Annotated in this window: 16 protein-coding genes and 2 pseudogenes; 8 read left to right on the top strand and 10 right to left on the bottom strand. The window is 39.4% G+C overall.

The features are described from left to right. Positions 1 to 43 precede the first annotated feature (43 nt). Positions 44 to 1,305 (top strand): annotated as a pseudogene (locus N4G44_RS19590) (esterase-like activity of phytase family protein). Positions 1,306 to 1,439: 134 nt separating this feature from the next. Here N4G44_RS19590 and tpiA read toward each other — a convergent pair. From tpiA to N4G44_RS19570, 4 genes are all read right to left on the bottom strand, one after another. Beyond that, complete coding sequence (gene tpiA / locus N4G44_RS19585; protein ID WP_474929209.1) at positions 1,440 to 2,201, bottom strand: triose-phosphate isomerase; 762 nt, start codon at positions 2,199 to 2,201, stop codon at positions 1,440 to 1,442. A 101-nt stretch (positions 2,202 to 2,302) separates the two neighbouring features. Further along, a complete protein-coding gene (locus N4G44_RS19580) occupies positions 2,303 to 2,653 on the bottom strand; it encodes a TerB family tellurite resistance protein (protein ID WP_474929205.1) in 351 nt (116 codons plus the stop codon). A 127-nt stretch (positions 2,654 to 2,780) separates the two neighbouring features. Beyond that, positions 2,781 to 3,890: a BT_3928 family protein gene (locus N4G44_RS19575; RefSeq protein ID WP_474929203.1), complete on the bottom strand. Its 1,110-nt coding sequence runs from the start codon at positions 3,888 to 3,890 to the stop codon at positions 2,781 to 2,783. 6 nt (positions 3,891 to 3,896) lie between these two features. Next, on the bottom strand, positions 3,897 to 4,460 hold the full coding sequence (locus N4G44_RS19570) for a DUF1599 domain-containing protein (RefSeq protein ID WP_474929201.1): 564 nt from the start codon (positions 4,458 to 4,460) through the stop codon (positions 3,897 to 3,899). A 388-nt stretch (positions 4,461 to 4,848) separates the two neighbouring features. Between N4G44_RS19570 and folP the strand changes: the two genes are divergently transcribed. The 7 genes and pseudogenes from folP to ilvA all read left to right on the top strand — a co-directional run bounded on the left by folP (position 4,849) and on the right by ilvA (position 13,236). Then, positions 4,849 to 5,730 carry a dihydropteroate synthase gene (gene folP / locus N4G44_RS19565; protein WP_474929199.1) on the top strand — a complete coding sequence of 294 codons (882 nt, stop codon included), beginning with the start codon at positions 4,849 to 4,851 and terminating at the stop codon, positions 5,728 to 5,730. A gap of 341 nt (positions 5,731 to 6,071) precedes the next feature. Continuing rightward, positions 6,072 to 6,944 carry an aminotransferase class IV gene (locus tag N4G44_RS19560; RefSeq protein WP_474929197.1) on the top strand — a complete coding sequence of 291 codons (873 nt, stop codon included), beginning with the start codon at positions 6,072 to 6,074 and terminating at the stop codon, positions 6,942 to 6,944. Between the two features lie 211 nt (positions 6,945 to 7,155). Then, a pseudogene (gene ilvD / locus N4G44_RS19555) lies at positions 7,156 to 8,833 on the top strand (dihydroxy-acid dehydratase). Positions 8,834 to 8,842: 9 nt separating this feature from the next. Then, a complete protein-coding gene (ilvB, locus tag N4G44_RS19550; RefSeq protein ID WP_474929195.1) occupies positions 8,843 to 10,567 on the top strand; it encodes a biosynthetic-type acetolactate synthase large subunit in 1,725 nt (574 codons plus the stop codon). Between the two features lie 17 nt (positions 10,568 to 10,584). Beyond that, on the top strand, positions 10,585 to 10,866 hold the full coding sequence (locus N4G44_RS19545) for an ACT domain-containing protein (RefSeq protein ID WP_052352609.1): 282 nt from the start codon (positions 10,585 to 10,587) through the stop codon (positions 10,864 to 10,866). A 50-nt stretch (positions 10,867 to 10,916) separates the two neighbouring features. Next, entirely contained in the window at positions 10,917 to 11,963 is a 1,047-nt protein-coding gene (gene ilvC / locus N4G44_RS19540) for a ketol-acid reductoisomerase (RefSeq protein WP_474929192.1), read from the top strand. A gap of 10 nt (positions 11,964 to 11,973) precedes the next feature. Next, a complete protein-coding gene (gene ilvA, locus N4G44_RS19535; RefSeq protein ID WP_474929191.1) occupies positions 11,974 to 13,236 on the top strand; it encodes a threonine ammonia-lyase IlvA in 1,263 nt (420 codons plus the stop codon). Positions 13,237 to 13,673: 437 nt separating this feature from the next. On the opposite strand, the gene N4G44_RS19530 is transcribed toward ilvA, so the two are convergent. The 6 genes from N4G44_RS19530 to N4G44_RS19505 form a co-directional block, all read right to left on the bottom strand. Then, a complete protein-coding gene (locus N4G44_RS19530; protein WP_474929189.1) occupies positions 13,674 to 15,143 on the bottom strand; it encodes a M20/M25/M40 family metallo-hydrolase in 1,470 nt (489 codons plus the stop codon). Between the two features lie 9 nt (positions 15,144 to 15,152). Then, complete coding sequence (locus N4G44_RS19525; protein WP_474929188.1) at positions 15,153 to 15,389, bottom strand: hypothetical protein; 237 nt, start codon at positions 15,387 to 15,389, stop codon at positions 15,153 to 15,155. Positions 15,390 to 15,468: 79 nt separating this feature from the next. Further along, the gene (locus tag N4G44_RS19520) at positions 15,469 to 17,850 is read right to left on the bottom strand and encodes a hypothetical protein (RefSeq protein WP_474929186.1); all 2,382 of its coding nucleotides are present in this window, start codon (positions 17,848 to 17,850) and stop codon (positions 15,469 to 15,471) included. Positions 17,851 to 18,696: 846 nt separating this feature from the next. Then, positions 18,697 to 19,770 carry a cytochrome-c peroxidase gene (locus tag N4G44_RS19515; RefSeq protein WP_474929184.1) on the bottom strand — a complete coding sequence of 358 codons (1,074 nt, stop codon included), beginning with the start codon at positions 19,768 to 19,770 and terminating at the stop codon, positions 18,697 to 18,699. Further along, the gene (locus N4G44_RS19510; RefSeq protein WP_474929182.1) at positions 19,767 to 20,504 is read right to left on the bottom strand and encodes a hypothetical protein; all 738 of its coding nucleotides are present in this window, start codon (positions 20,502 to 20,504) and stop codon (positions 19,767 to 19,769) included. Before N4G44_RS19510 ends, N4G44_RS19515 begins: the two co-directional genes overlap by 4 nt. 70 nt (positions 20,505 to 20,574) lie before the next feature. After that, complete coding sequence (locus N4G44_RS19505) at positions 20,575 to 22,053, bottom strand: PhoX family protein (RefSeq protein ID WP_474929181.1); 1,479 nt, start codon at positions 22,051 to 22,053, stop codon at positions 20,575 to 20,577. Between the last annotated feature and the right edge of the window lie 19 nt (positions 22,054 to 22,072).

Below are 22,072 nucleotides of genomic sequence, written 5' to 3'. Positions count from 1 at the left end.
TCAGTTTACAATCAATGTATATTTTCGCGGCATAAAAGTAAATATGAAAAAACTGCTGTTATCCGCTGTACTGTTCACAGCACTCGTATCGTGTAAAGATGACGATAAGATGAACAACCAGGATATCAATTATGCCAAGCTTCCTCAGGAATTTCCTTTTTCAAATCTGGTGACGGTTAATGGAGTAGATGTCATTAACGGCGGATTCGGTTCCGGTGCAGCCGCACATCCAAATAGAAAAGGGGAATTTTATGTCATTACCGACCGTGGTCCGAATACAGACTATCTGAACGGCAAGAAATTTCCAGCCCCGAATTTTACCCCAACCATTATGCATTTTAAGATCAATGCAGAAGGGAATATTGAAGTTATTAAATATATTAAACTGAAAAACCCTTCAGGCAAACCGATTACCGGCCTTCCAAACCCTGCAGGAATGGGAAGTACAGGAGAAACAGCCTATGATTCGTCAGGAAATGTTCTAGGAACGGATAATTACGGACTGGACAGCGAGAGCATTGTAGCAGCAGCAGACGGAACTTTTTGGGTGTCTGATGAATACGGTCCGCACATCGTACATTATAGCGCAGACGGAGTAGAACTTGAAAGAATTAGCCCGATAGGAGTGAATACCGGACCAAGAAAACTGCCTGCTGTTCTGGCAAAAAGAAGAGCCAACAGAGGAATGGAAGGATTATGCATCACCCCGGACGGAAAAACATTGGTAGGAACAATACAATCTACCATGTATGTGCCGACTAAAGCCTTAGCCACAAACACAACCTTAACAAGAATCGTCACTTTCGATATTGCAACCGGCCAAACCAAGCAGTATCTGTATAAGCAAAACGGCGGCGGTTCAGATTCGATATGTGATATTACAGCGATCAGCAATACAGAATTCCTGGTTATCGAAAGAGACGGGAACTTCGGATCGCAGGGCGGGACCAAAAAGTATACAGGATTAATATTTCCGGTGCTTCAGATGTCAACGGAACCGATATTACAGCTGTAGACGGAATGAAAATCAATAATAAAACGCTGGAACAATCCACTTGGGATGAAATTGCCACTGCCGGGATAAAACCGGTGTCCAAAGTCTTAGCCGTAGATCTGGTTGCAAAATTAGGCTATGAGCATGATAAATTTGAAGGCATTGTTTATTTGGGAAATAATAAACTGGCAGTCTTCAATGATGACGATTTTGGGATTTTAGACGACGGCAACGGCAATCCGAAAGCCAAGATTCTACCTAAAACCGGGAAAGTAGATAAAGGAACAATGTATGTAGTCGATATTCAATAATTAGATTTTTTAAAGAAAACGGCGGCATCGAAGATGCCGCCGTTTTTGATTGTATAAGATTATAAAACATTCAATAGCAGTGGGCTTCAGCCCATTGAATGAAAAATTATAATCCCATCGGCATTAGCCGAAACCTACGAATTAAATCCTTCAATAATTTTAGAGAAATCCTCCAGTTTTAAAGCTGCGCCTCCGATTAATCCTCCATCAATATCAGGCTGGGAGAAAATTTCTTTAGCATTATCAGGCTTTACGGAACCTCCGTAAAGGATAGAAACTTCATCGGCAACTTCCTGACCGTATTTTGCAGCAATAATGCTTCTGATGTGTGCATGGATCTCCTGAGCCTGCTCCGGAGTAGCCGTTTCTCCGGTACCGATTGCCCAAACAGGTTCGTAAGCAATCACTACTTTTTTGATCTCTTCGGCAGAAAGAGTGAAAAGAGCAACCTCAGTCTGGTTTTTTACCACTTCAAAATGCTGTCCCGCTTTTCTCTGTTCAAGTGTTTCACCGTTACAGTATACAGGGATCAGTCCTTTATCAAGAGCTAATTTGATCTTTCTGTTGCAGTGGGAATCTGTTTCACCGTGATACTGTCTTCTTTCCGAGTGTCCGATCAGTGAACCGGTTACATCGATAGATTCCAGCATATCTGCAGAAAGCTCACCTGTGTAAGCACCGCTTTCATGCTCGCTCATGTCCTGAGAAAATACACCGATCTCATCTTTTTCGAAGATATCTTTCGCCATCATTAAATATAAAGAAGGCGGCGCGATCCATACTTCGCAGTTCGTGGTGTGATTGTTTTTATAGCTCAGTAATTGAATCATTAACTGTTGGGCGTCAATGACATTTTTGTTCATTTTCCAGTTTCCTGCAACTATTTTTCTTCTCATAGTCTTATTAAAGTTATTTATTGATATTGTATGCAGATTCATTAAATAGCATAACAATCTGCAGTAAATTATTTGTTAATTTCTTCTGATAATCAAACCCTTTACGCTAAATTCCACAGATTTTTCAAAAGCTTGTAGAACGTATGCTCTTCGTCAGTTACCTTATTGTCAGCTTTGATCAGCGTTTTGGCAAATTGGGCAAACTTTACACGCTCCTCTTCCGTAGAATCGTCATGGAAGCATCTGGCATGGAACTCAAAGTGATCTTTCCACTCTTCAGGCTGTAAAAGAGCCAGTATTTCCAGCTCATTGTCAAGATTCATCCTGAATGGAAACTCGTCCGCCATATACTGCTGAACCAGCATTCCTTCCTCAGGAGCAAATTCTCCATCCACAGAAGAAAGGATCATTAAAAGGTGATAACCGGCGATTGATTTATTTGATTTTTGCATTGTTAAATGTATGTTTAAGTTTAGTGTTTAAATTTGATATTTGAATAATTTATTCATTAGTCTTTCACTCCGAAACAGTCTGTTTTAAAATTCACTTATTGACGATTCACCATTCACCGTCAACATCCTACTTCACGTAGTCTTTTGCAGGCTGTTTGTCTACAATTTTACCCTTTTCCAATGTCAGGACAAATGGATTGCTTCTCGCAATTGTTTTGATTGCAGTTCCGTCCATCATAGCATTTTTAATGGTTTTAAAAGTATTATGATCTGTGGAAATACCATAAATAACAGCCCCTTTCTGAGCATTCACTTTGGCTTCAACCTCACGGAAAAGATCCGCAGGAACCTCTTTCGGGTGATAAGAAAACACAAGCACGGCTTTTGGGGCGTTAATGATTTCGTCCGTAAGTTCCATACCCGTAGGATCTTCAATTTTGAACTTTCCGATTTCAGATTTATAGCCCTCTTTCGTCAGAACAGATTCGTTTTTCCCTTCCTCAATTTTCCATGGAGAACCTTCCGACCAGTATTTTGTTTCTTTGATGTAATCATCCTGATTTACCTTCAGAACCTCTCCGGTTTTTTGATTTTTAAGCGAATAAAAAGTCTTGTATTCAGACGGATTTTTATTAATTTTTCCCTTTTCAGCTTTAATATCAGTACCTACCTTATAATCACGGAAATCAATCACCGGTTCATGCATAATTCCCTGAGCCATAATGTAAATCATAATGACAGAAAAAAGTCCTAAAAGAACATATTTGAACTTACCTGAAGATTCCTTTGCAGTACTTCCATAGGCATCCTTTTTAATAAATTCTTTTCTATAAAGGACAAACAGTATAATAAGGCCTGCAAGAAGCACAATATCCTTAATGAAACTCTGCCATGGGGTAAACTTTATGGCATCACCAAAACACCCGCAGTCCGTTACTACATTGAAATAGGCAGAATAGAACGTGAGAAATCCAAAAAAGATACAAAGCGCAATTAATGCTGAAAGCGTGAACTTGAGCTTCAGTTTTAGCAGCAGCATAAAACCTAAGAAAAGCTCCAGTACTACCACAATAATCGAGAACAGAAGCGCAAACCTTTCCAGGAAAGGCATATTGAAAACCGGCGGTGCAAAATATTCCTCCATCTTGAAAGAAAATCCTACCAGATCCACCGCTTTTACGAAGCCTGAAAGAATGAATATAACAGCAATAATGAAACGTAATAAACCTTTGATCATATTAAATTATTTTTTGGATTCGGAAGTTGGTTCTTTTTCAGAGAACTTGATCAGGCAGAAAACTGCATAGTTCAGCATATCGAAATAGTTGGCATCCAGGCCTTCGGAAACAATAGTTTTCCCTTGGTTATCCTCGATCTGCTTCGTTCTCAGTACCTTCTGATAAATAAGATCGGTAATGGATGAAATTCTCATATCCCTCCATGCTTCACCGTAATCATGGTTTTTTCTTTCCATTAAAGCCTTGGCTTCATGAGCATATTGATCATAAAGGCTTAAAATTTCCTCCTTATTTTCATTAAAATCATTCGAAAGTCCTTTTTCAAGCTGAATAAGCCCGATGATAGAATAGTTTACAATCGCAATGAATTCATCCTCTTCACTTTCATCCACCATTTTTTTATCCGTCATCTGCAGCGTGCGGATCCTGTTGACTTTAATGTAAATCTGATCCGTAATGGAGCTGGGTCTCAAAACCCTCCATGCTGCCCCATAATCCTGTAATTTTTTGCTGAAAAGATCACGGCACTGACTGATAACTTTCCCGAACTGTACTGATGTTTCTGACATAAATTTTCTTAATCTCCCAAATATACGAATTAGGTTTTAGGTAGCAGGAATCGGTGATTGATTTTTGTCAGCGTTTGGTTTCGTGTTTCGTGTTTCGAGTTTCGGGGTGGAAGGTTTAAGAGTTGCTGGTTGCTGGTTTTTTAGTTGCTGGTTGTCGGTTTAAAGAATAGAAGTAGTATTTTCAATTGTATTGTTCAAAGTTCAAAGTCTAAAGTTTGATGTTTAAAGTCTTAATTTTCATGGCTTGAATCATTTAAACGAAAAAAAAATTAAAAACTAATAACCAGAAACCAGCAACTAAAAAAACAGCAACAGCAAACATTCCCCAATAAGTAGTAATTTTGCAGAATACAGATCAATCATCAATCATCAATCATCACCCATAAACATGCTCTCCAACCCTCCAACTCTCCAACCCTCAAACCCTCCCACACAACATCACTCCATCAACTGCAATGGAAGACTGGTAGAACTAGATACCCCAAAAATCATGGGAATCCTGAATCTGACTCCGGATTCATTCTCCGATGGCGGAAAGTTTAACAGTGAGAAAGCTGCATTGGAGCACACTGAAAAACTTTTGAAAGACGGGGCAGAAATCATTGATATCGGGCCACAATCTACACGTCCGCATGCTGAATTTCTGAGCAGCAAAGAAGAAATTGAGAGAATAGGAAACATCATTTCTCAGATTAAGAAAGAGTTCCCGCAAGCATTGATTTCACTTGACACCTTCTACTCAGAAACCGTAAAATTCGGATTTAATGAAGGAATCGACATCATTAATGATATTTCCGGAGGACAGTTTGACCCTGAAATGTTTGATACAGCAGCTGCAACAAAACTTCCTTACATTCTGATGCATGTAAACCCATCTTATGAAATCATGCATGACAAAATAAAATTTGAAGATATTACCCTCGAGGTCAACCGTTATTTTTCCAGGAAAACCAGCGAACTTCTTGAAAAAGGAGTTAAAGATATTATTCTTGATCCGGGGTTTGGCTTCGGAAAAACAGTAGAAGACCAGATGAAAATGATCGATGAAACTGAATATCTTGGATTTGGTAAGTTTCCTTTACTGATAGGTATTTCAAGAAAATCATTTATCTATAAACCCCTTGGGAAATCTCCTCTGAACATCAATGAAGAAACTCAGAAACTCCATATGAAAGTTTTGGAGCAGGGAGCCCGGATTCTAAGGGTACATGATGTAGCTGAAGCAACAGATACGATCAGGCAATTTTGTGAAAAAAATAAAAAGTGTTAAAAAAGCTTGCGTAATAATTAAAAGTTTATACATTTGCAGTATGAATTTTACGAATCAGAAAAATATTATGGTCATTTCTACTATTATTGTTGTTATTAGCAGCAGTAAGGAAACGGCATTGTAAAATATTTTAATTTAAATTATATAGAAGCCGTTTCAATATGAAACGGCTTTTTTTATTTCAGAAATTATGAATCAGTTATTAGCAGTAATTATTATCGTCATTATTATTCCCTTGCGTTGGTGAGAAGGATAGATTATGACTGTACATATCTGAGCCCTCTCACATCGTGAGAGGGCTTTTTTTATTTCCTTTTGTTAATTTTTTTAAACCCTATACAATGTATTACAGCGACAACACTATCGTGTATTTTAATGGAAACTTTCTCAAGGCAAGCGAAGCTGGAACGGACCTTTACGGGCAATCTTTGCATTACGGTTACTCCGTTTTTGAAGGGATAAAATCCTACAGCACCGAACAGGGAACCAGGATCTTTAAGGCAGAAGAGCACTATGAAAGGCTTAAAAGATCAGCAGAGCTTATGCATATTCCATTTCATTATTCAGTCTCCCAGCTTACAGACCTTACCTATGAACTTTTAGAACGAAACGGATTCAGTGATGCTTACATCCGACCGCTCGTAACCTGTTCTCCCAATATGTCACTTTCAAAAGGAAAAGAATCCTATCTGTCCCTGCTTGCCTGGGAATGGAGCAACGGCTATCTAGCGGACAAAATGAAAATCATGACCTCAGGTTTTCAGCGTCCGAATCCTAAAGCCTTTAAAGTGGAAGCCAAAGTAGGCGGACATTACGTTAATTCTATTCTGGCCTGTCAGGATGCTAAAGACAAAGGTTACGATGAAGCCCTGTTGCTTGACGAAAACGGCAATGTTGCTGAAAGTTCAGGAGCCAATATATTTTACGAAAAAGATGGAACATTATTTACCCCTGCAAAAGGAAATATATTGCCGGGAATTACCAGACAGACGGTCTTTGAAATTTGCAGTGAGCTGAATATTCCCGTTAAGGAAAGCTTCTTTAAACCTGAAGAAATGAGAGGTGCTGATGCTGCTTTTTTCTGTGGCACAGCAGCTGAGATCGTAGCACTGGATTCTTTGGATGATGTTCCTTTTACCAAGAACTGGAAAGACACGGCAAGTGACAAAGTGCAACGGGCTTACATGAAACGGGTAAGACTTCTGTCATTGTAAATTTTTGGATTATAAATATTTGATTGTCAATTAATTGTGTCTATTTTTTAAATGATTGAATATTGTAATTTTCTTAAAAGTGAAAATAAAAAAAATATTACAAGCTATAGCTTTGGACCAAAATTAAGTAAAAATTCCTTTATGAATTTCGAAAAAATTAAAAATTCTGGTACTACACTGAGAAATGATAAAACAGCAAATGCAGGATTATATGTTAAATAAATATTCAAAAACATTCACACAAAACAGTGAACAGCCTGCCGCAAAAGCAATGCTTTATGGAATAGGTTTTACAGAAGAAGATATGCATAAGGCACAGATCGGGATTGCCAGTATGGGCTACGATGGGAATACCTGCAATATGCATCTTAACGATCTTGCTAGAGTAGTCAAAAAAGGGACCTGGGAACATGGTCTTGCAGGCTTGATCTTCAATACGATAGGGGTAAGCGATGGGATGAGCAATGGTACAGATGGTATGCGGTATTCACTGGTGAGCCGTGATGTTATTGCAGACAGTATTGAAGCCATCTGCGGGGCACAATACTACGATGGAATTATTGCATTACCGGGTTGTGACAAAAATATGCCGGGAACCATTATCGCGATGGGCAGGCTGGACAGACCTTCAATTATGGTGTACGGCGGAACAATAGCGCCTGGATGTTATAAAAATGAACCGCTTAATATCGTTTCCGCTTTTGAAGCCTTAGGAAAAAAATAGCTGGAGAAATTTCAGAAGAAGATTTTAACGGAGTGATTAAAAATTCCTGTCCCGGGGCTGGGGCATGCGGAGGAATGTACACGGCCAATACCATGTCTTCTGCCATTGAAGCACTGGGAATGAGTCTTCCGTACTCATCATCCAACCCCGCATTGAGCAAAGAAAAGCAGAATGAGTGTCTTGAAGCTGGAAAGTATATCAGATTACTACTGGAGAAAGATATCAGACCGTCAGATATAATGACCCGTAAAGCCTTTGAAAATGCACTTCGCCTCATTGTCATTTTAGGAGGAAGCACCAATGCTGTTCTTCATTTTATAGCCATGGCAAAAAGTGTCGGAGTTACGATAACCCAGGATGATTTTCAGAAAATGAGCGACTGTACTCCCGTGCTGGCTGACCTTAAACCAAGCGGGAAATATCTGATGCAGGACCTTCATGAGCATGGCGGAACACCTGCCGTAATGAAATACCTGTTGGAAGAAGGATTATTGCATGGCGACTGCCTGACAGTAACGGGTAAAACTATCGCTGAAAATCTTGAAAATGTTCCAGGTCTGGACTTTTCAAAACAAAAAATTATCAGACCCTTATCAGATCCCATCAAAGAAACAGGACATCTCAGGATATTGTATGGAAATCTTGCAGAAAAGGGAAGTGTAGCCAAAATAACAGGAAAAGAAGGTGAAAAATTTTCAGGTAAAGCCAGGGTATTCGACGGAGAAAAAGATCTGATCAAAGGAATTGAAAACGGAAGGGTACAGCACGGAGACGTTATTGTAATCCGTCATGAAGGGCCAAAAGGGGCACCCGGAATGCCGGAAATGCTGAAGCCGACAAGTGCTCTGATCGGAGCAGGCTTGGGCGGAAGTGTAGCTTTAATTACCGATGGACGGTTCAGTGGCGGAACTCATGGCTTTGTAGTGGGGCATATTACTCCCGAAGCATATGAAGGTGGCCTCATCGCTTTTGTAAAAGATAACGACCTGATTGAAATAGATGCCGTAAACAATACCATACAGCTGAAAGTTTCCGAAGAAGAAATACTGGAGAGAAAAAAGGATGGCAAAAACCTGAACTCAAAGTAAAAAAAGGATTGCTTTACAAATATGCACTTACCGTATCATCAGCTGCTGAAGGCTGTGTAACAGACGAAATCACTTAATAAAATAGAATGAAGAATCTAAATGTATCCAGAGAAAAAGAAATCAGCGGAAGCCGGATCATCCTTGAAGCATTTCTTCAGGAAGGAGTAAAAACGATATTCGGATATCCGGGAGGAGCTATTATTCCAATTTATGATGCCCTTTACGATTATAAAGATCAGTTGGAACATATTCTGGTCCGTCATGAACAGGGAGCTGTACATGCAGCCCAGGGATTTGCAAGAGTTTCAGGAGAAGTAGGTGTGGTGCTGGCTACCAGCGGCCCCGGAGCCACCAACCTTGTGACAGGTTTGGCCGATGCTTTACTTGATAATACTCCTGTTGTATGCATTACAGGGCAGGTTTTTGAACATCTTTTGGGAACCGATGCCTTTCAGGAAATTGATGTGATGAATGTAACCAGCCCCGTTACGAAATGGAGCTACCAGATCACCGATGCAGATGAACTTTCCGAAGTACTGGCAAAAGCATTTTACATTGCAAGGTCGGGAAGACCCGGCCCGGTATTGATAGATATTACAAAAAACGCTCAGCTGCAAAAGGTTTTATATAGAGAGTATATACCTTGCCACGCTTTGCGGAGCTATAAGCCGGATCCTGTTCCCCAGATAGAAAACATTGAAAAAGCCAGTATGCTGATCAATAATGCGGAAAGGCCTTTCATCATTGCAGGGCAGGGGATTATGCTGGGAAACGCAGAAAAAGAATTCCTGCAGTTTGCTGAAAAATCAGGGATTCCTGTAGCATGGACTGTCCTGGGAATGAGCGCTATTCCAACCGATCACCCACAAGCAGTAGGAATGGTAGGAATGCATGGAAATTACGGCCCCAATATCCTTACCAATGAATGCGATGTTTTGATTGCAGTAGGGATGCGTTTTGATGACCGTGTTACCGGAAAACTGGATCAGTATGCCAGACAGGCCAGAATAATTCATTTAGATATTGACAAAGCAGAAATCAATAAAAATGTAAAAGTTGAAGTACCGGTTCTTGGAAATTGTAAAGAAACTTTACCCATACTTACCCAGCTTATAAAACAAAGAGAATATGCAGACTGGCATCAGAAATTTAAAGATTGCTATGAAATTGAGCATCATCAGCTGATCAGTCACGAACTGCACCCTTCAGAAGGTGAAATTACAATGGGAGAAGTGATCCGTCACCTTAATGAGATGACAAAGGGCGAAGCTGTAATTGTAAGCGATGTTGGCCAGCATCAGATGGCAACCTGCAGATACTCCAGTTTCAAACATTCCAGAAGTAACATTACCAGCGGTGGCTTGGGAACTATGGGATTTTGCCTCCCGGCAGCAATAGGGGCAGCTTATGGAACCAAACGTCCGGTTATTGCGGTGATGGGAGACGGAGGTGCCCAGATGAATATCCAGGAGCTTGGAACGCTGATGCAGTACAGGCCTGATATCAAGATTTTAATTCTTAATAATTGCTATCTGGGAATGGTAAGACAGTGGCAGGAGCTGTTTCATGAGGAAAGATACTCTTCGGTAGATATTCAAAGCCCGGATTTTGTACAGGTAGCCAAAGGCTATCATATTCCGGGGAAAAGAGTCTCAGAAAGGGAAGAACTTGAAGCCGGTCTCAGTGAAATGCTTCATCATGAAGGAGCTTTCCTTCTGGAAGTAATGACAGGAAAGGAACATAATGTTTTTCCGATGATTCCTCAAGGGAAAAGTGTTGCCGAAATCGTACTGACCAACAATAAACCATAACAATAAAATATAAAAAGATGAAATCAGAAAACAGGGAATATACCATAACAGCTTATACAGAAGATTATCTGGGATTAATCGGTAGGATTAACGCTATTTTCTCAAGGAGACGAATCCCGATTGTGAATTTTAATGCAGGACCTTCTGATATTGAAAAGGTTAAAAAGTTTGTCATCGTTATCCGGGAAACAGAAGAATCTGTACAGAAGATCACCCGGCAGATGGAAAAACAGGTAGATGTACTGGAAGTTCATTACCATAAAAACCCTTACCTGACAGCCATTGTACATGCAAGCTGATCAGAAATTAATTTAAATAAATCATTAACAACAATAAAAAAATTAAAGAAATGGCAAAATTGAATTTTGGCGGAGTAGAAGAAAATGTAGTAACAAGAGAGGAGTTTCCATTACAGAAGGCTCAGGAAGTATTGAAAGATGAAGTGGTAGCCGTAATCGGTTATGGAGTACAGGGGCCGGGGCAGGCGCTTAACCAAAAAGATAATGGAATTAATGTAATTGTTGGCCAGAGAAAGAACTCAAAATCCTGGGATAAGGCATTAGCAGACGGATTTGTACCGGGAGAAACACTATTCGAAATAGAAGAAGCTCTGCAAAGAGGAACCATTATCTGCTATCTCTTAAGTGATGCAGCCCAGATCGAATACTGGCCGAAAGTGAAGCAGCATCTTACTCCCGGAAAAGCTTTGTATTTCTCCCATGGTTTTGGGATTACCTTTAATGAACGTACCGGAATTGTTCCCCCTGCTGAGGTTGATGTGTTTCTGGTTGCACCAAAAGGTTCAGGAACTTCATTAAGAAGAATGTTCTTACAGAACCGTGGACTGAACAGCAGTTTTGCCGTATATCAGGACGCTACAGGAAAGGCTAGGGAAAGAGTAACCGCATTGGGAATAGCTATAGGAAGCGGTTATTTATTTGAAACAGACTTTAAAAAAGAAGTATTCAGCGACCTTGCAGGAGAAAGAGGAACATTGATGGGAGCTGTACAGGGAATATTTGCAGCACAATATGATGTTTTAAGGAAAAACGGCCACAGCCCTTCCGAAGCCTTTAACGAAACAGTAGAAGAGCTAACCCAATCATTAATGCCTTTGGTTGCAGAAAATGGAATGGACTGGATGTACGCGAATTGCAGCACTACAGCCCAAAGAGGAGCATTAGATTGGTGGAAACGTTTCAGGGATGCTACCTCTCCATTGTTTGAAGAACTGTATGACAGTGTGGCAAAAGGTGATGAAGCCCAACGATCCATTGACAGCAACAGTAAATCTGATTACAGAGAAAAACTTGAAGTCGAGCTTACAGAGCTTAGAGAAAGTGAAATGTGGAGAGCAGGGAAGACTGTCCGCAGTCTCAGACCGGAGAACAATTAATCCACCTGCTATGTTAAAAGAAGAAACGTATCCTTCTGTGTTGGACAATGTTTATAAGGCAGCCCGGAGACTCAGAAATGTAGTGGTAAGAACACCTTTGGCCATTAATAATAACCTGTCCGGTATTTATGAAGCCAAAATAAGCTTTAAAAGGGAAGATCTGCAGCAGGTGAGATCCTACAAAATCAGGGGAGCTTACAATAAAATGGCAGTGATGTCTCCCGAAGACCTTGCAAAAGGCGTGGTTTGCACCAGTGCAGGAAACCATGCCCAGGGAGTAGCTTTTGCCTGCAATACCATGAAGGTGAAAGGAACTATTTTTATGCCTTTGCCTACTCCGGGACAGAAACTGGAACAGGTAAAAATGTTTGGAGGCGATTTTATAGATATTGTTCTTTTTGGGGATACTTTTGATGAAGCAAAAGATGCCGCACTGGATTTTTGCCGTGATAAGCAGGGAATATTCATTCATCCGTTTGATGATCAGGATATTATTGACGGTCAGGCTACAGCTGCTTTGGAAATTCTTGAGCAGTCGGGTGAACCTGTTGATTACCTTTTTGTTCCTATAGGCGGTGGCGGCCTGGCTGCCGGAATTTGTACTGTATTCCGGGAATTGTCTCCACAGACAAAGATCATTGGGGTAGAACCATCTGCCGCAGCCAGTATGAAAAAAGCACTGGAAAACGGAAAGCCGGTACTTCTTGAAAAGATCAGTCGTTTTGTGGATGGTGCCGCGGTGCAGAAAGTAGGCGATCTTAATTTTGAACATTGTAAAAACGTACTCCATGAAATGGCTGTTGTGGATGAAGGAATGGTATGTGAAACCATTCTTTCACTTTACAATAAAGATGCTGTAGTGGTAGAACCCGCCGGAGCTCTTTCGGTAGCTGCCTTGAAAAAATATAAGGATCAGATTAAAGGGAAAAATGTGGTGTGCATCATCAGTGGAAGCAATAATGATATTACCCGCATGGAAGAGATTAAAGAAAAGGCTCTGCTATATGCAGGTTTGAAACATTATTTCCTGGTAAGGTTTGCCCAGCGCCCGGGAGCTCTGAAGAACTTTGTTCTGAATGTTCTGGGACCAAATGATGATATTACTTTCTTTGAATACACTCAAAAAAATTCAAAAGAGAAAGGAATTGCTGTGGTAGGAATCGGTTTGAAACAAAGTGAAGATTTTACGCCATTGCTCAATAATATGAAGAAGTATGACTTTTTTGTCAATTATCTGAATAATGATCCGTCTTTGATGAATCTGCTTATTTAGTTATTATCTCTCGCAGATTTTGCAGATGACGCAGATTTTTGAGCTACGGGTTTTAAGGATCGATACAGATATTTTGAAGGAAATTAATATCGACATAGGAAACTGGAGCGGTAAGAAAATGAATTTTGTGAACGTTAAGAAAATTCTACTGTCTGAGTGCGGCACAAACATCGAACTGAAACAACAATATCAAATCCGCACGAGTTTTAGAATTTTAGAGAACAGGATTCATTTTTAGCGGAAGTTTCCAAGTCTTGAATTTTTGGTTCTTTTGTTTCAAGACAAAAGAATATATTAAGTCTCTACATCATTATGAACCCGGCAGTGAAGTAATTTGAATAAAGATTAGAGAGAAAAGAATAAAATAGATTGCTTCGTCGCTGCGCTCCTCGCAATGACAAAAAAAGTTTCGGCGGCCCATCCGGGCCGCCGAAACTTTATCTCTCAAGCGTAAAATTTGAAATAACCTTCGGACGTTCCGCCTCATTGGCTACTTTCCAGGATGTTCTGTACATCCATTCTGTCATTTTATAAAGCTTTTTGTAATTGATATTTTCAGACTCATCCTGTGGGGTATGGTACTGATCGTGCAGTACGCTGGTGAAAAATAGAGCAGGAATACCGATTTTTGCGTAGGGTAAATGATCACTTCGGAAATAGAAATACTCTGCATGATTCGGAGAATCCCAATCTTTCAGGTATTTGAATTTTGTACTTTCATTATTGGCTTCTTCAGCCATTTTTACCAGTTCTTCAGAGTTTTTGTGTGGTGCATTTCCTCCTAAGAGCGCAGCTTCATTATTGTCATTTCTTCCGATCATATCACCGTTGAGCACTGCAACAATTTTTTCTTTCGGGACTACCGGATGAGCAGCATGCCATCTGGATCCCAGTAATCCTCTTTCTTCTGCACCATGGAAAACAAAGAGAATGCTTCTTTTTCCGGGCTGCTTTTTGTAGGCTCTGGCCATGGCCAGCATGGCCACGCAAGTGCTGGCGTTATCATCTGCGCCGTTGTAGATGGTGTCATTTTTTACGGGATGTCTGATTCCGTCATGATCCTGATGTCCGCTGAATAGAACGTATTCCTCTTTAAGTTTAGGGCCTGTGCCTTCAATTTTTCCTATGATGTTTACTGAAGGGTATTTATAGGTTTCTGTGATCAGGTTAAGAGAAATTTTAGGGTTGTTTTTTACCCAGTCTGCATGTTCTCTTTTGATCCATAACACAGGGATATTAGTGGTGATTTTTTCTCTCAGGCCCTCTACACCGTAGATTCCTCTTGTCATCTGTGGAAGAACTTCAACCCAGCTTTTTTCGGAAATATCATCAGTGATGAAGATAATTGCTTTGGCTCCCAGCTCATAGGCTTTATTGTAATATTTAGTCCGAACAAATCCGGGATATCTTCTTACAAAAAGAGTCATTTCCTTATCTATATTTTTATCGGAAGCATTTACGGCAAGAACTTTTCCTTTGATATTCAGTTGGGAAAGGTTCTCAGGTTCTGTGTTTCCGGCATAGACTATTTCAGCATCAATGGAAGAGTTGACAGGTTCTGTCACTAGGAAATCTTTCCATAATTTAAGGGTGTTGTCACCAATCTTTAAACTGCTTTGAGGAATCACCTGATGCCTGTACATATCAAAAAACTGAAAAAATGTACCGTTGTCACCGGCAGGCTTCATTCCGGCTTCCTTGGCTTTATCAGCGAGCCACATGGATACTTTTAATTCATCTAAAGTTCCTGCCTCGCGTCCCCAGAACTGGTCTGCGGCAAGCTCATACATATCTTTCCTAAGATCAGCTTCTTTGATGGCAGAAACCAGTGGCTTTTTATAATTCTGGGCATTTCCGAAACTAAAGAGAAGAAAACCCAGAATAGAGAATATATAATTTTTATTCATCTAAAATTTTTAATTGAAGTTAGCCAATTTATCTGAAAACTGTTTTGAAAATTCTTTTCTGTCTTCCTCCAGTTTTTCCTGTTCAGCAGGAAGGATATAGTTGAAAAGGATTTTGTCTTCGTTATCCAGAAATATAATTTCCTTTTCATTGCCGTCGATCATTTGTGAGAAAATTTCCCACATCGAGGTATCTTTTAATTTTAATAATTCAAAAAACTGTTCTGCTTTTATTTCTATTCTCTGCATATTTTGATTTATGTATTTATGTATTTATGTATTTATGATTTTGACTAAATTTGGAGGGATTTTTAAAGCTTGACAGATTTTAAAATTCCAGGAGTTTCAGTTTAAACTGGATGGCAAAATTCTGTTTAAAATTGGGAGTGGTGTAGTAACCGACCCTATAAAACAATCCTAAATTGAAATAACTGGACAGGAAATTGTTCCATTCAAGGCCTACTTCCTGGTAAAGGTGATCCAGTTTTCTGAATTTAAAATCATGATATTCGGGATGCTTCATATCTCCGATAGTTCCTCTTAATACGAAATCAAAGCTGGAAATATTCTGTCCGAAACTTTTGAAATACAAAGGAAGCTTGTGGGTAAAATAATAGGCGATGAATTTGTCATTATAATACTTTCCGCCTTCCAGTGTGGCAAAACCAAGATAAGACGTAAGGTTAAAATTAAAATCCTTTTTCGGAGAAGCCAGTCCGTTCATAGTAAAATGTTTCCAGATTGGTGCTTCGCCAAACACTATTCCGCCATACAGCCTGAATCCTGTAGTGCCGAGTATGGTTTTGAAGTTATGGACGAACAATGCATCAAAACGGGTATAGTTGAAATCTCCACCCAGTATTTTGTAACTCTGTTCATAGTTGAAATACAGCTCAGGATATTTTTGATCAATAATCGATTTTCCCTGAGGGGTCATGATATTGGTAGAGTTCGGTGAATATTTTAAGGTGAATAAAGTATTGAAATTATCAAATTCTCCGCCTCTTCCCCTGAAGGCATAATCAAACTTAGCGTCTTCGATGTTCCTTTTTGCTGCAAAAACCAATGTAAGCCCGTTAGTAACATCGTTCAGATAGGATAGGGAAGCTCCTCTGAAATGATAATATTTATCATTATTAATGTTATTTCCGTAATTCATTGTTCTCATCTTGAAATTCCAGAGCCTTCTGTAGAATTCTCCGGATGCTGTTACATCGTCATAATATTCAATCCTGAAAAATGAATTTTTGTCCAGTGTGGTCTTCATATCCAGCCCGATTCCATATTTCCACTTATCATCTTTAAAGCCGTAGGCAAAATAATAATCCGGTGAGAAATAAGGGTTGAAAGTCTCATTCAGTTTAGCTTTTAAGCCTACTCTGAAACCTTCATACAAGTTGTAGTTCACAATTTCGTCTACCGCAAAATCTACAATACCCATCCTGATCTGCCCGTTGATAAGGGCGGTCAGTATTTTGGCTTTATTGTCGATATTATATTTTTGGCCCAGGCTGTCAATGGTGGTGTAGGTGTTTTTTTCCCTTTCCGTGAGAGGTTCCGTCCTGTACTGGTCCAGAAGACGTCCGTCTGCATTTTTCACAGAAAAGGTATAGCCTTTAAAATCATTTTTGGTTTCTTCAGAAGGTGACTTGAAATCAAAATAGGTAGAAGTAAGGAAAGCATAGGTTCCGAAGCTGGTCTTGTCTTTCTTTTCAGGATGTTCTTCCGTTTTCTTTTTGTTATCCTCTTCCATAGCCACCCTGCTCATTCTGAGTTTTACCTTTTCCTGAGACAGGAACCATTTGTTATTATAGAAAACCCAGGTACTGGTAATGATGCCGTCATTTTTGTTCTTGCTGAAATTTTCTATTTTCTGGATTCCGTAGGTTTCCGTGTCTATATAAATGGCGCCGTTGTACTTTCTTTTTTTGTCCTGCTTTTTGTAATTCACCTCACGGAAGCGGATCACAAATGTTTTTCTACCATTCACTTCAATGGTATCGGAAAGGAAATACCGGTAAAGACCTCTGTTTTCCTGTTTGATCTGGTTTGGAATTTTATCCCTGTTGCTTTGCTGCACAGCAATCATTTCATAGATAGGTTGCTTAAGACCTGAAATCCTGTTGTCCAGAATATTGATCTTTTCACCGTACTGTTTGGCATACAGGAACTCCTGAGCTCTTTCCCACAGGAAGAGTTTGCTTTTTGAAAAGATTTGTTTTGCCGAGATATTGCTTATGGAATCTTTCTCTCTCTTTTTCTTGAAAAAATCCGTGTCATTAAAGAATTTATTAAACTGGCTGATGCTGTCCTGATCTATATCCAGAGAGACTTTTTCATACGATTTAAAAGAATAGGAATCTAAGCTTTTAGGTGAATTTTCCTTAAATAACCGGTTCACTTTTTTCAGGACCTCCAAAGCTCTTGGATCGCTCCGGTCTTCAATGACTACTTCTTCAATATCAGTGGTTTTCGATGTTTTTTTCAACAGCGAAACTTCCATATCAGCCTCTACAGAAGCCGTTTCTTTCTGGTAGCGATCCGCCTGAATCTCAATGGTAGCACATGATGCTTTGAATTCTAATGAACCCTGAATATCGGTAAACCCTAAAACTTTGCCGTCACAGGATATTTTAGCATTGGAAATCGGCTTCTGGTCAGTATCGTCAATGACCCTGATCTTTGATTGGGAATAACCAAAGAAAGACATTAAAAAAAACAGTAAGAGTAAAAACCTTTTCATGCAAAAACTAGATCAAAAGTAAGGATATTTCTTGTTGTAAGAAAGTTTTTATGATATGTTGTGATATAGATTCAATCTAATTTTATCATAGAAAAATGGACTGAAAATTATCTTAAGCTGATTTCACACATGAGATAGGTTTAAGTGAAATATTTACATCAAATCTTTTCTGATTTTGCAGATTACGCAGATTTTTGAGCTAAAGATTTTAAGGAGTGATACAAATGTTTTGAGGACAATCTTTACAATAGCGGTAATACCGACATAGGAAAGTGGAGCGTCAAGAAAATGAATTCTGTGAACGTTAAGAAAATTCTACTGTTTGAGTGCGGCACAAATATAAAGCCGAAGCAACAATATTGAATCCGCACGAGTTTTAGAATTTTTAGAGAACAGGATTCATTTTTAGCGGAAGTTTCCAGTCTTGAATTTTTGGTTCTTTTGTTTCAAGACAAAAGAATTGTTTAAGGCTCTCGCAGATTTTGCAGATTACGCAGATTTTTGAGCTAAAGGTTTTAAGGAGTGATACAAATGTTTTGAGAACAATCTTTACAATAGCAGTATACCGACATAGGAAACTGGAGCGTTAAGAAAATGATTCCTGTGAACGTTAAGAAAATTCTACTGTTTGAGTGCGGCACAAATATAAAGCCGAAGCAACAATATTGAATCCGCACGAGTTTTAGAATTTTTAGAGAACAGGATTCATTTTTAGCGGAAGTTTGCAGTCTTGAATTTTTGGTTCTTTTGTTTCAAGACAAAAGAATTTATTAAAATCTCTCGCTTATTCACAGATTGACACAGATTTCTAAATCACCGATCATCAAGTGCATTCATAAAATCAATGATCATCTCCATTTCCTTATCTGTAAGCTGCAGGGGAGTATCAGAAAGCGTCTGGTTTTCAACTTTAAACCCAAAACCTTTTCCGCCGCCTTTGTTATAGAAATTCATTACTTCTTTTAATGTTTTGTAACCTCCGTTATGCATATAAGGAGCTGTTTTACTAATGTTTCTTAGGGTTGGCGTTTTAAAGGAATGCTGTAAGGCTTTAACGGTCTCATGGAATTTTCCTCTTCCAAGATCTTTATCAAACATCTTATTGTCTCCATTGACAGAAGTTCCCAGCACTTCCTGCTCTGTTTTTTTGAAATTGGGGGGAACAGTACCATTAAATAGAGGAATAAAATGACATAAAGCACATTGTGCCTTTCCTATAAAAAGATTAAAGCCTTGTTTCTGGTTGTCTGACATTGCAGTACGGTTTCCTCGCATATAATCATCAAACTTCGAATTGAATTTTGCGAGAGAACGGATATAGCTTGCCAGAACATTCTGAAGCTGCCAGGTTTCAGCTTTCTGACTGTTGTAGATTTTCCTGAATTCAGGGAGATATTCTTTATTTTGGTTGATTTTACCGAGAATAATGTTCAGGTCACCGTGCATTTCCTCTTTGTTGGAGATTACATCCGAGCTTTGCCCTTCCAGATCGTCTTTTCGCATATCCCAGAACTGTCCGTGCTGGAAACCTGCGTAATTTAATGAAGGCGCATTCCGCTGAAGCTCTGCATTCTCAAGCGACATAGATTTGGCAAGTCCGTCCGTAAAAGCTTTTTCAGGAATATGGCATGTCGAGCAGCTTCTGTTATTATTGTTGGAAAGAATTTTATCGTTAAACAGTTTTTTGCCCAAAGCAGCTTTTTCATCTGAAAATTCAAATTCTTTTCCGGGTACAAATGCATTGGGATTAAAAGCATTTTTCGAGAAAAAAGTAGCGGCATTCTTGCTTAAGGCAGTAGTCACTTCAATATCCGGAATACCTTCCTGTTTTTTAAATTCTAATAATAGGGAAGAGATTTTATTTAAATGGTCCGGAATAAAGTTCACATAATCAAAAGTATTCCTGTCCGTATTTTTTTCAGAACGCCAATGGCTGAATTTATTGCTGCGTCAATGTTTTTCAATGCTTTGCTTTTGGATTTCTCTGTAGAAATCTGCCTTAAAGTCAGTTGTACTGCTTCCAGAGAGTAGGGCATTTCTTTCAAAAATGTTCCGGAAAGAGGAGTATCGAAACCGGAGATTCCTAAGCTTGAAATCCTGAAAATTTCCTGTCTCGCTGCATCAAAAACCTGATCTTTACTGATGGTGATTGCCTGAAAATTAGTTTTAATCGTATTGTTTTTGTTGATCAGTTTTTTCAGATACCGGATTGCTTCGTCTTTATTTTCATGAGTGTAAGGAAAGAAAATTTCTTCCAAAACCTGAAGACCTTCGGGTTCCAGTTCGGTGTGTTCATCCATTTCAATTTCGGGAAGAGCAGGACCGTTGATGAATCTGGCTGAGTTCGGTAAGAAATATTCTACCGCCCATTCCATTTTTTTATAAGTTATTCTGAGCTCAGAAAATTTCTCCTGAATGGTTTTTTCATCCGCATTTTTGGAGACAAGATCCATCAGTTTGTTGATCTGTTTTTCGAATGACGTATTATTTTTGATAATTTGACTTTTTACGACACTCAAATCCTCATTAATGGGAAGGTGTTTATCACTTTTGCATTGAAAAAGTGCCGCAATAAAAAAAGCAGTGCATAAAACAAGAAGCACCGGGTATCTGGAAAGCATTTTCATAGGCGTGAAAAAGTATCAACGGAAATCTCCCGCTGATACTTTGAGTGTTTATTGGATACTAAAATTATTTTTCTACGTTTCTGATGATTACTACCTGACCACCTTCTTTATTGGTATTCACACCGGCACCGTCAGCATTCTTGAACTTGTCTTTCTGCCATGTGTGTGAGTGTATGTTTACCGTAAATGTATTCGGAACTCCGATGATGTCTGAAATATCAACCATCGCTCCATATTCCCATGAACCGAATTTCTGAAGTGCCCCGGATTGGTTGTAAGCTGTTTGCCATGCCGAATCTGTTCTGTTGTGTTTCATATTCAGCCATGGTTTATACTGTTTTGTGGCGATATTCAGCTGCCAGATGTAAGAATCATGTGCTGCGGCAGTATAGTAAGAATCGCCATCTTCCTGGATGTAGACGAAATTTTCAGTTACACACAGGTTATCAGGATTGATCAGATTATTTCCGGGGTTAGAATCTCCTTCTGCCACCACTTCCAGTTTTCCGGTCAGCATATTACTTTCGTTAAGAACAAGTTTGTAGACTCTTCCCCACATCGTTAATCCCGGTTTCGGCGTTACCCCGTCTGAAGATTCTCCGGTTGCTGTAAAGTAAATTTCTCTTCCTTTCCCAGCACCTTTTCTGTAATCTACGTCTTCAACCCTTGAAAAACGGATGGCATTATTGTCAATGTTTTTCTGGTTAATCTGAGCTCCGGTTGAGTTTTTAGCGTTGGTAATTTCTACAAATTCTACATCATAAGAGCTTCCTTTCACCATATTGGTTTCCGTATAGTTGTTGTTGGTTCTTTTTAAAGCATACAGCTTCCCGTTTTCAAGATCTCCAGGGGTGTTGGAAACATACATGATCAGCTGCCCTGCAGACTGATGTGATGATGAATAAGACTGGTCTTCGCCGATCACGATATACGTTTTTCCTCCTGAAATGTCTTTAGGAAGCGGAACCGCATTTTCCATGGAAGCTTTCCCCAATGCCGGTTTTACTCTGGTCTGGTCAGCTGCCTGAGAAGCCGGAGCCAATGGATTGATGGCATGAACCATACTTTCTTCACCCGATTCTCCGGCGGTAAGAAATGCACTGAATCCGTGAATTTCAGGAGTAGCAAGAGTCGCAGAACATAATCTGGTCATACCACCGATTCCGTTCAGAATATATTCCCCTTTAACAGGCCTGAATGTTTTATCTAAATAAACTCTTGAAACAGATTGTGTGATCTCATGATTGGTAATCATTAAATAACCGTCGGAGTTAGGATCTTTCATAATTCCCATACCGTCCGGCTGACCTGCAAAAACGAAATTCGGAGTTCCTGTAAGAACATCAGAACTTGAAATAAGGGTAGTGATTTTCAGGTTTTCAAACCCGGTCATCCCATAGACGAATGCCGGTTCCTGCGAAAAGTTGTCAATCTTGATATTCTCATTGACAGGATTGGTTTCCTGTTGATTATTATCATCATTACAGCCCTGAAAAGCTATAGCAGCGAACAATAATGCTCCGATAGTTTTGTTAATTTTCATAATTACTTTTTTGAATTTC

Source organism: Chryseobacterium sp. GTID13, from assembly GCF_056172655.1.
The sequence above is the reverse complement of the archived record's forward strand: the minus strand, read 5'-3'. Positions and strand labels throughout refer to the sequence as shown.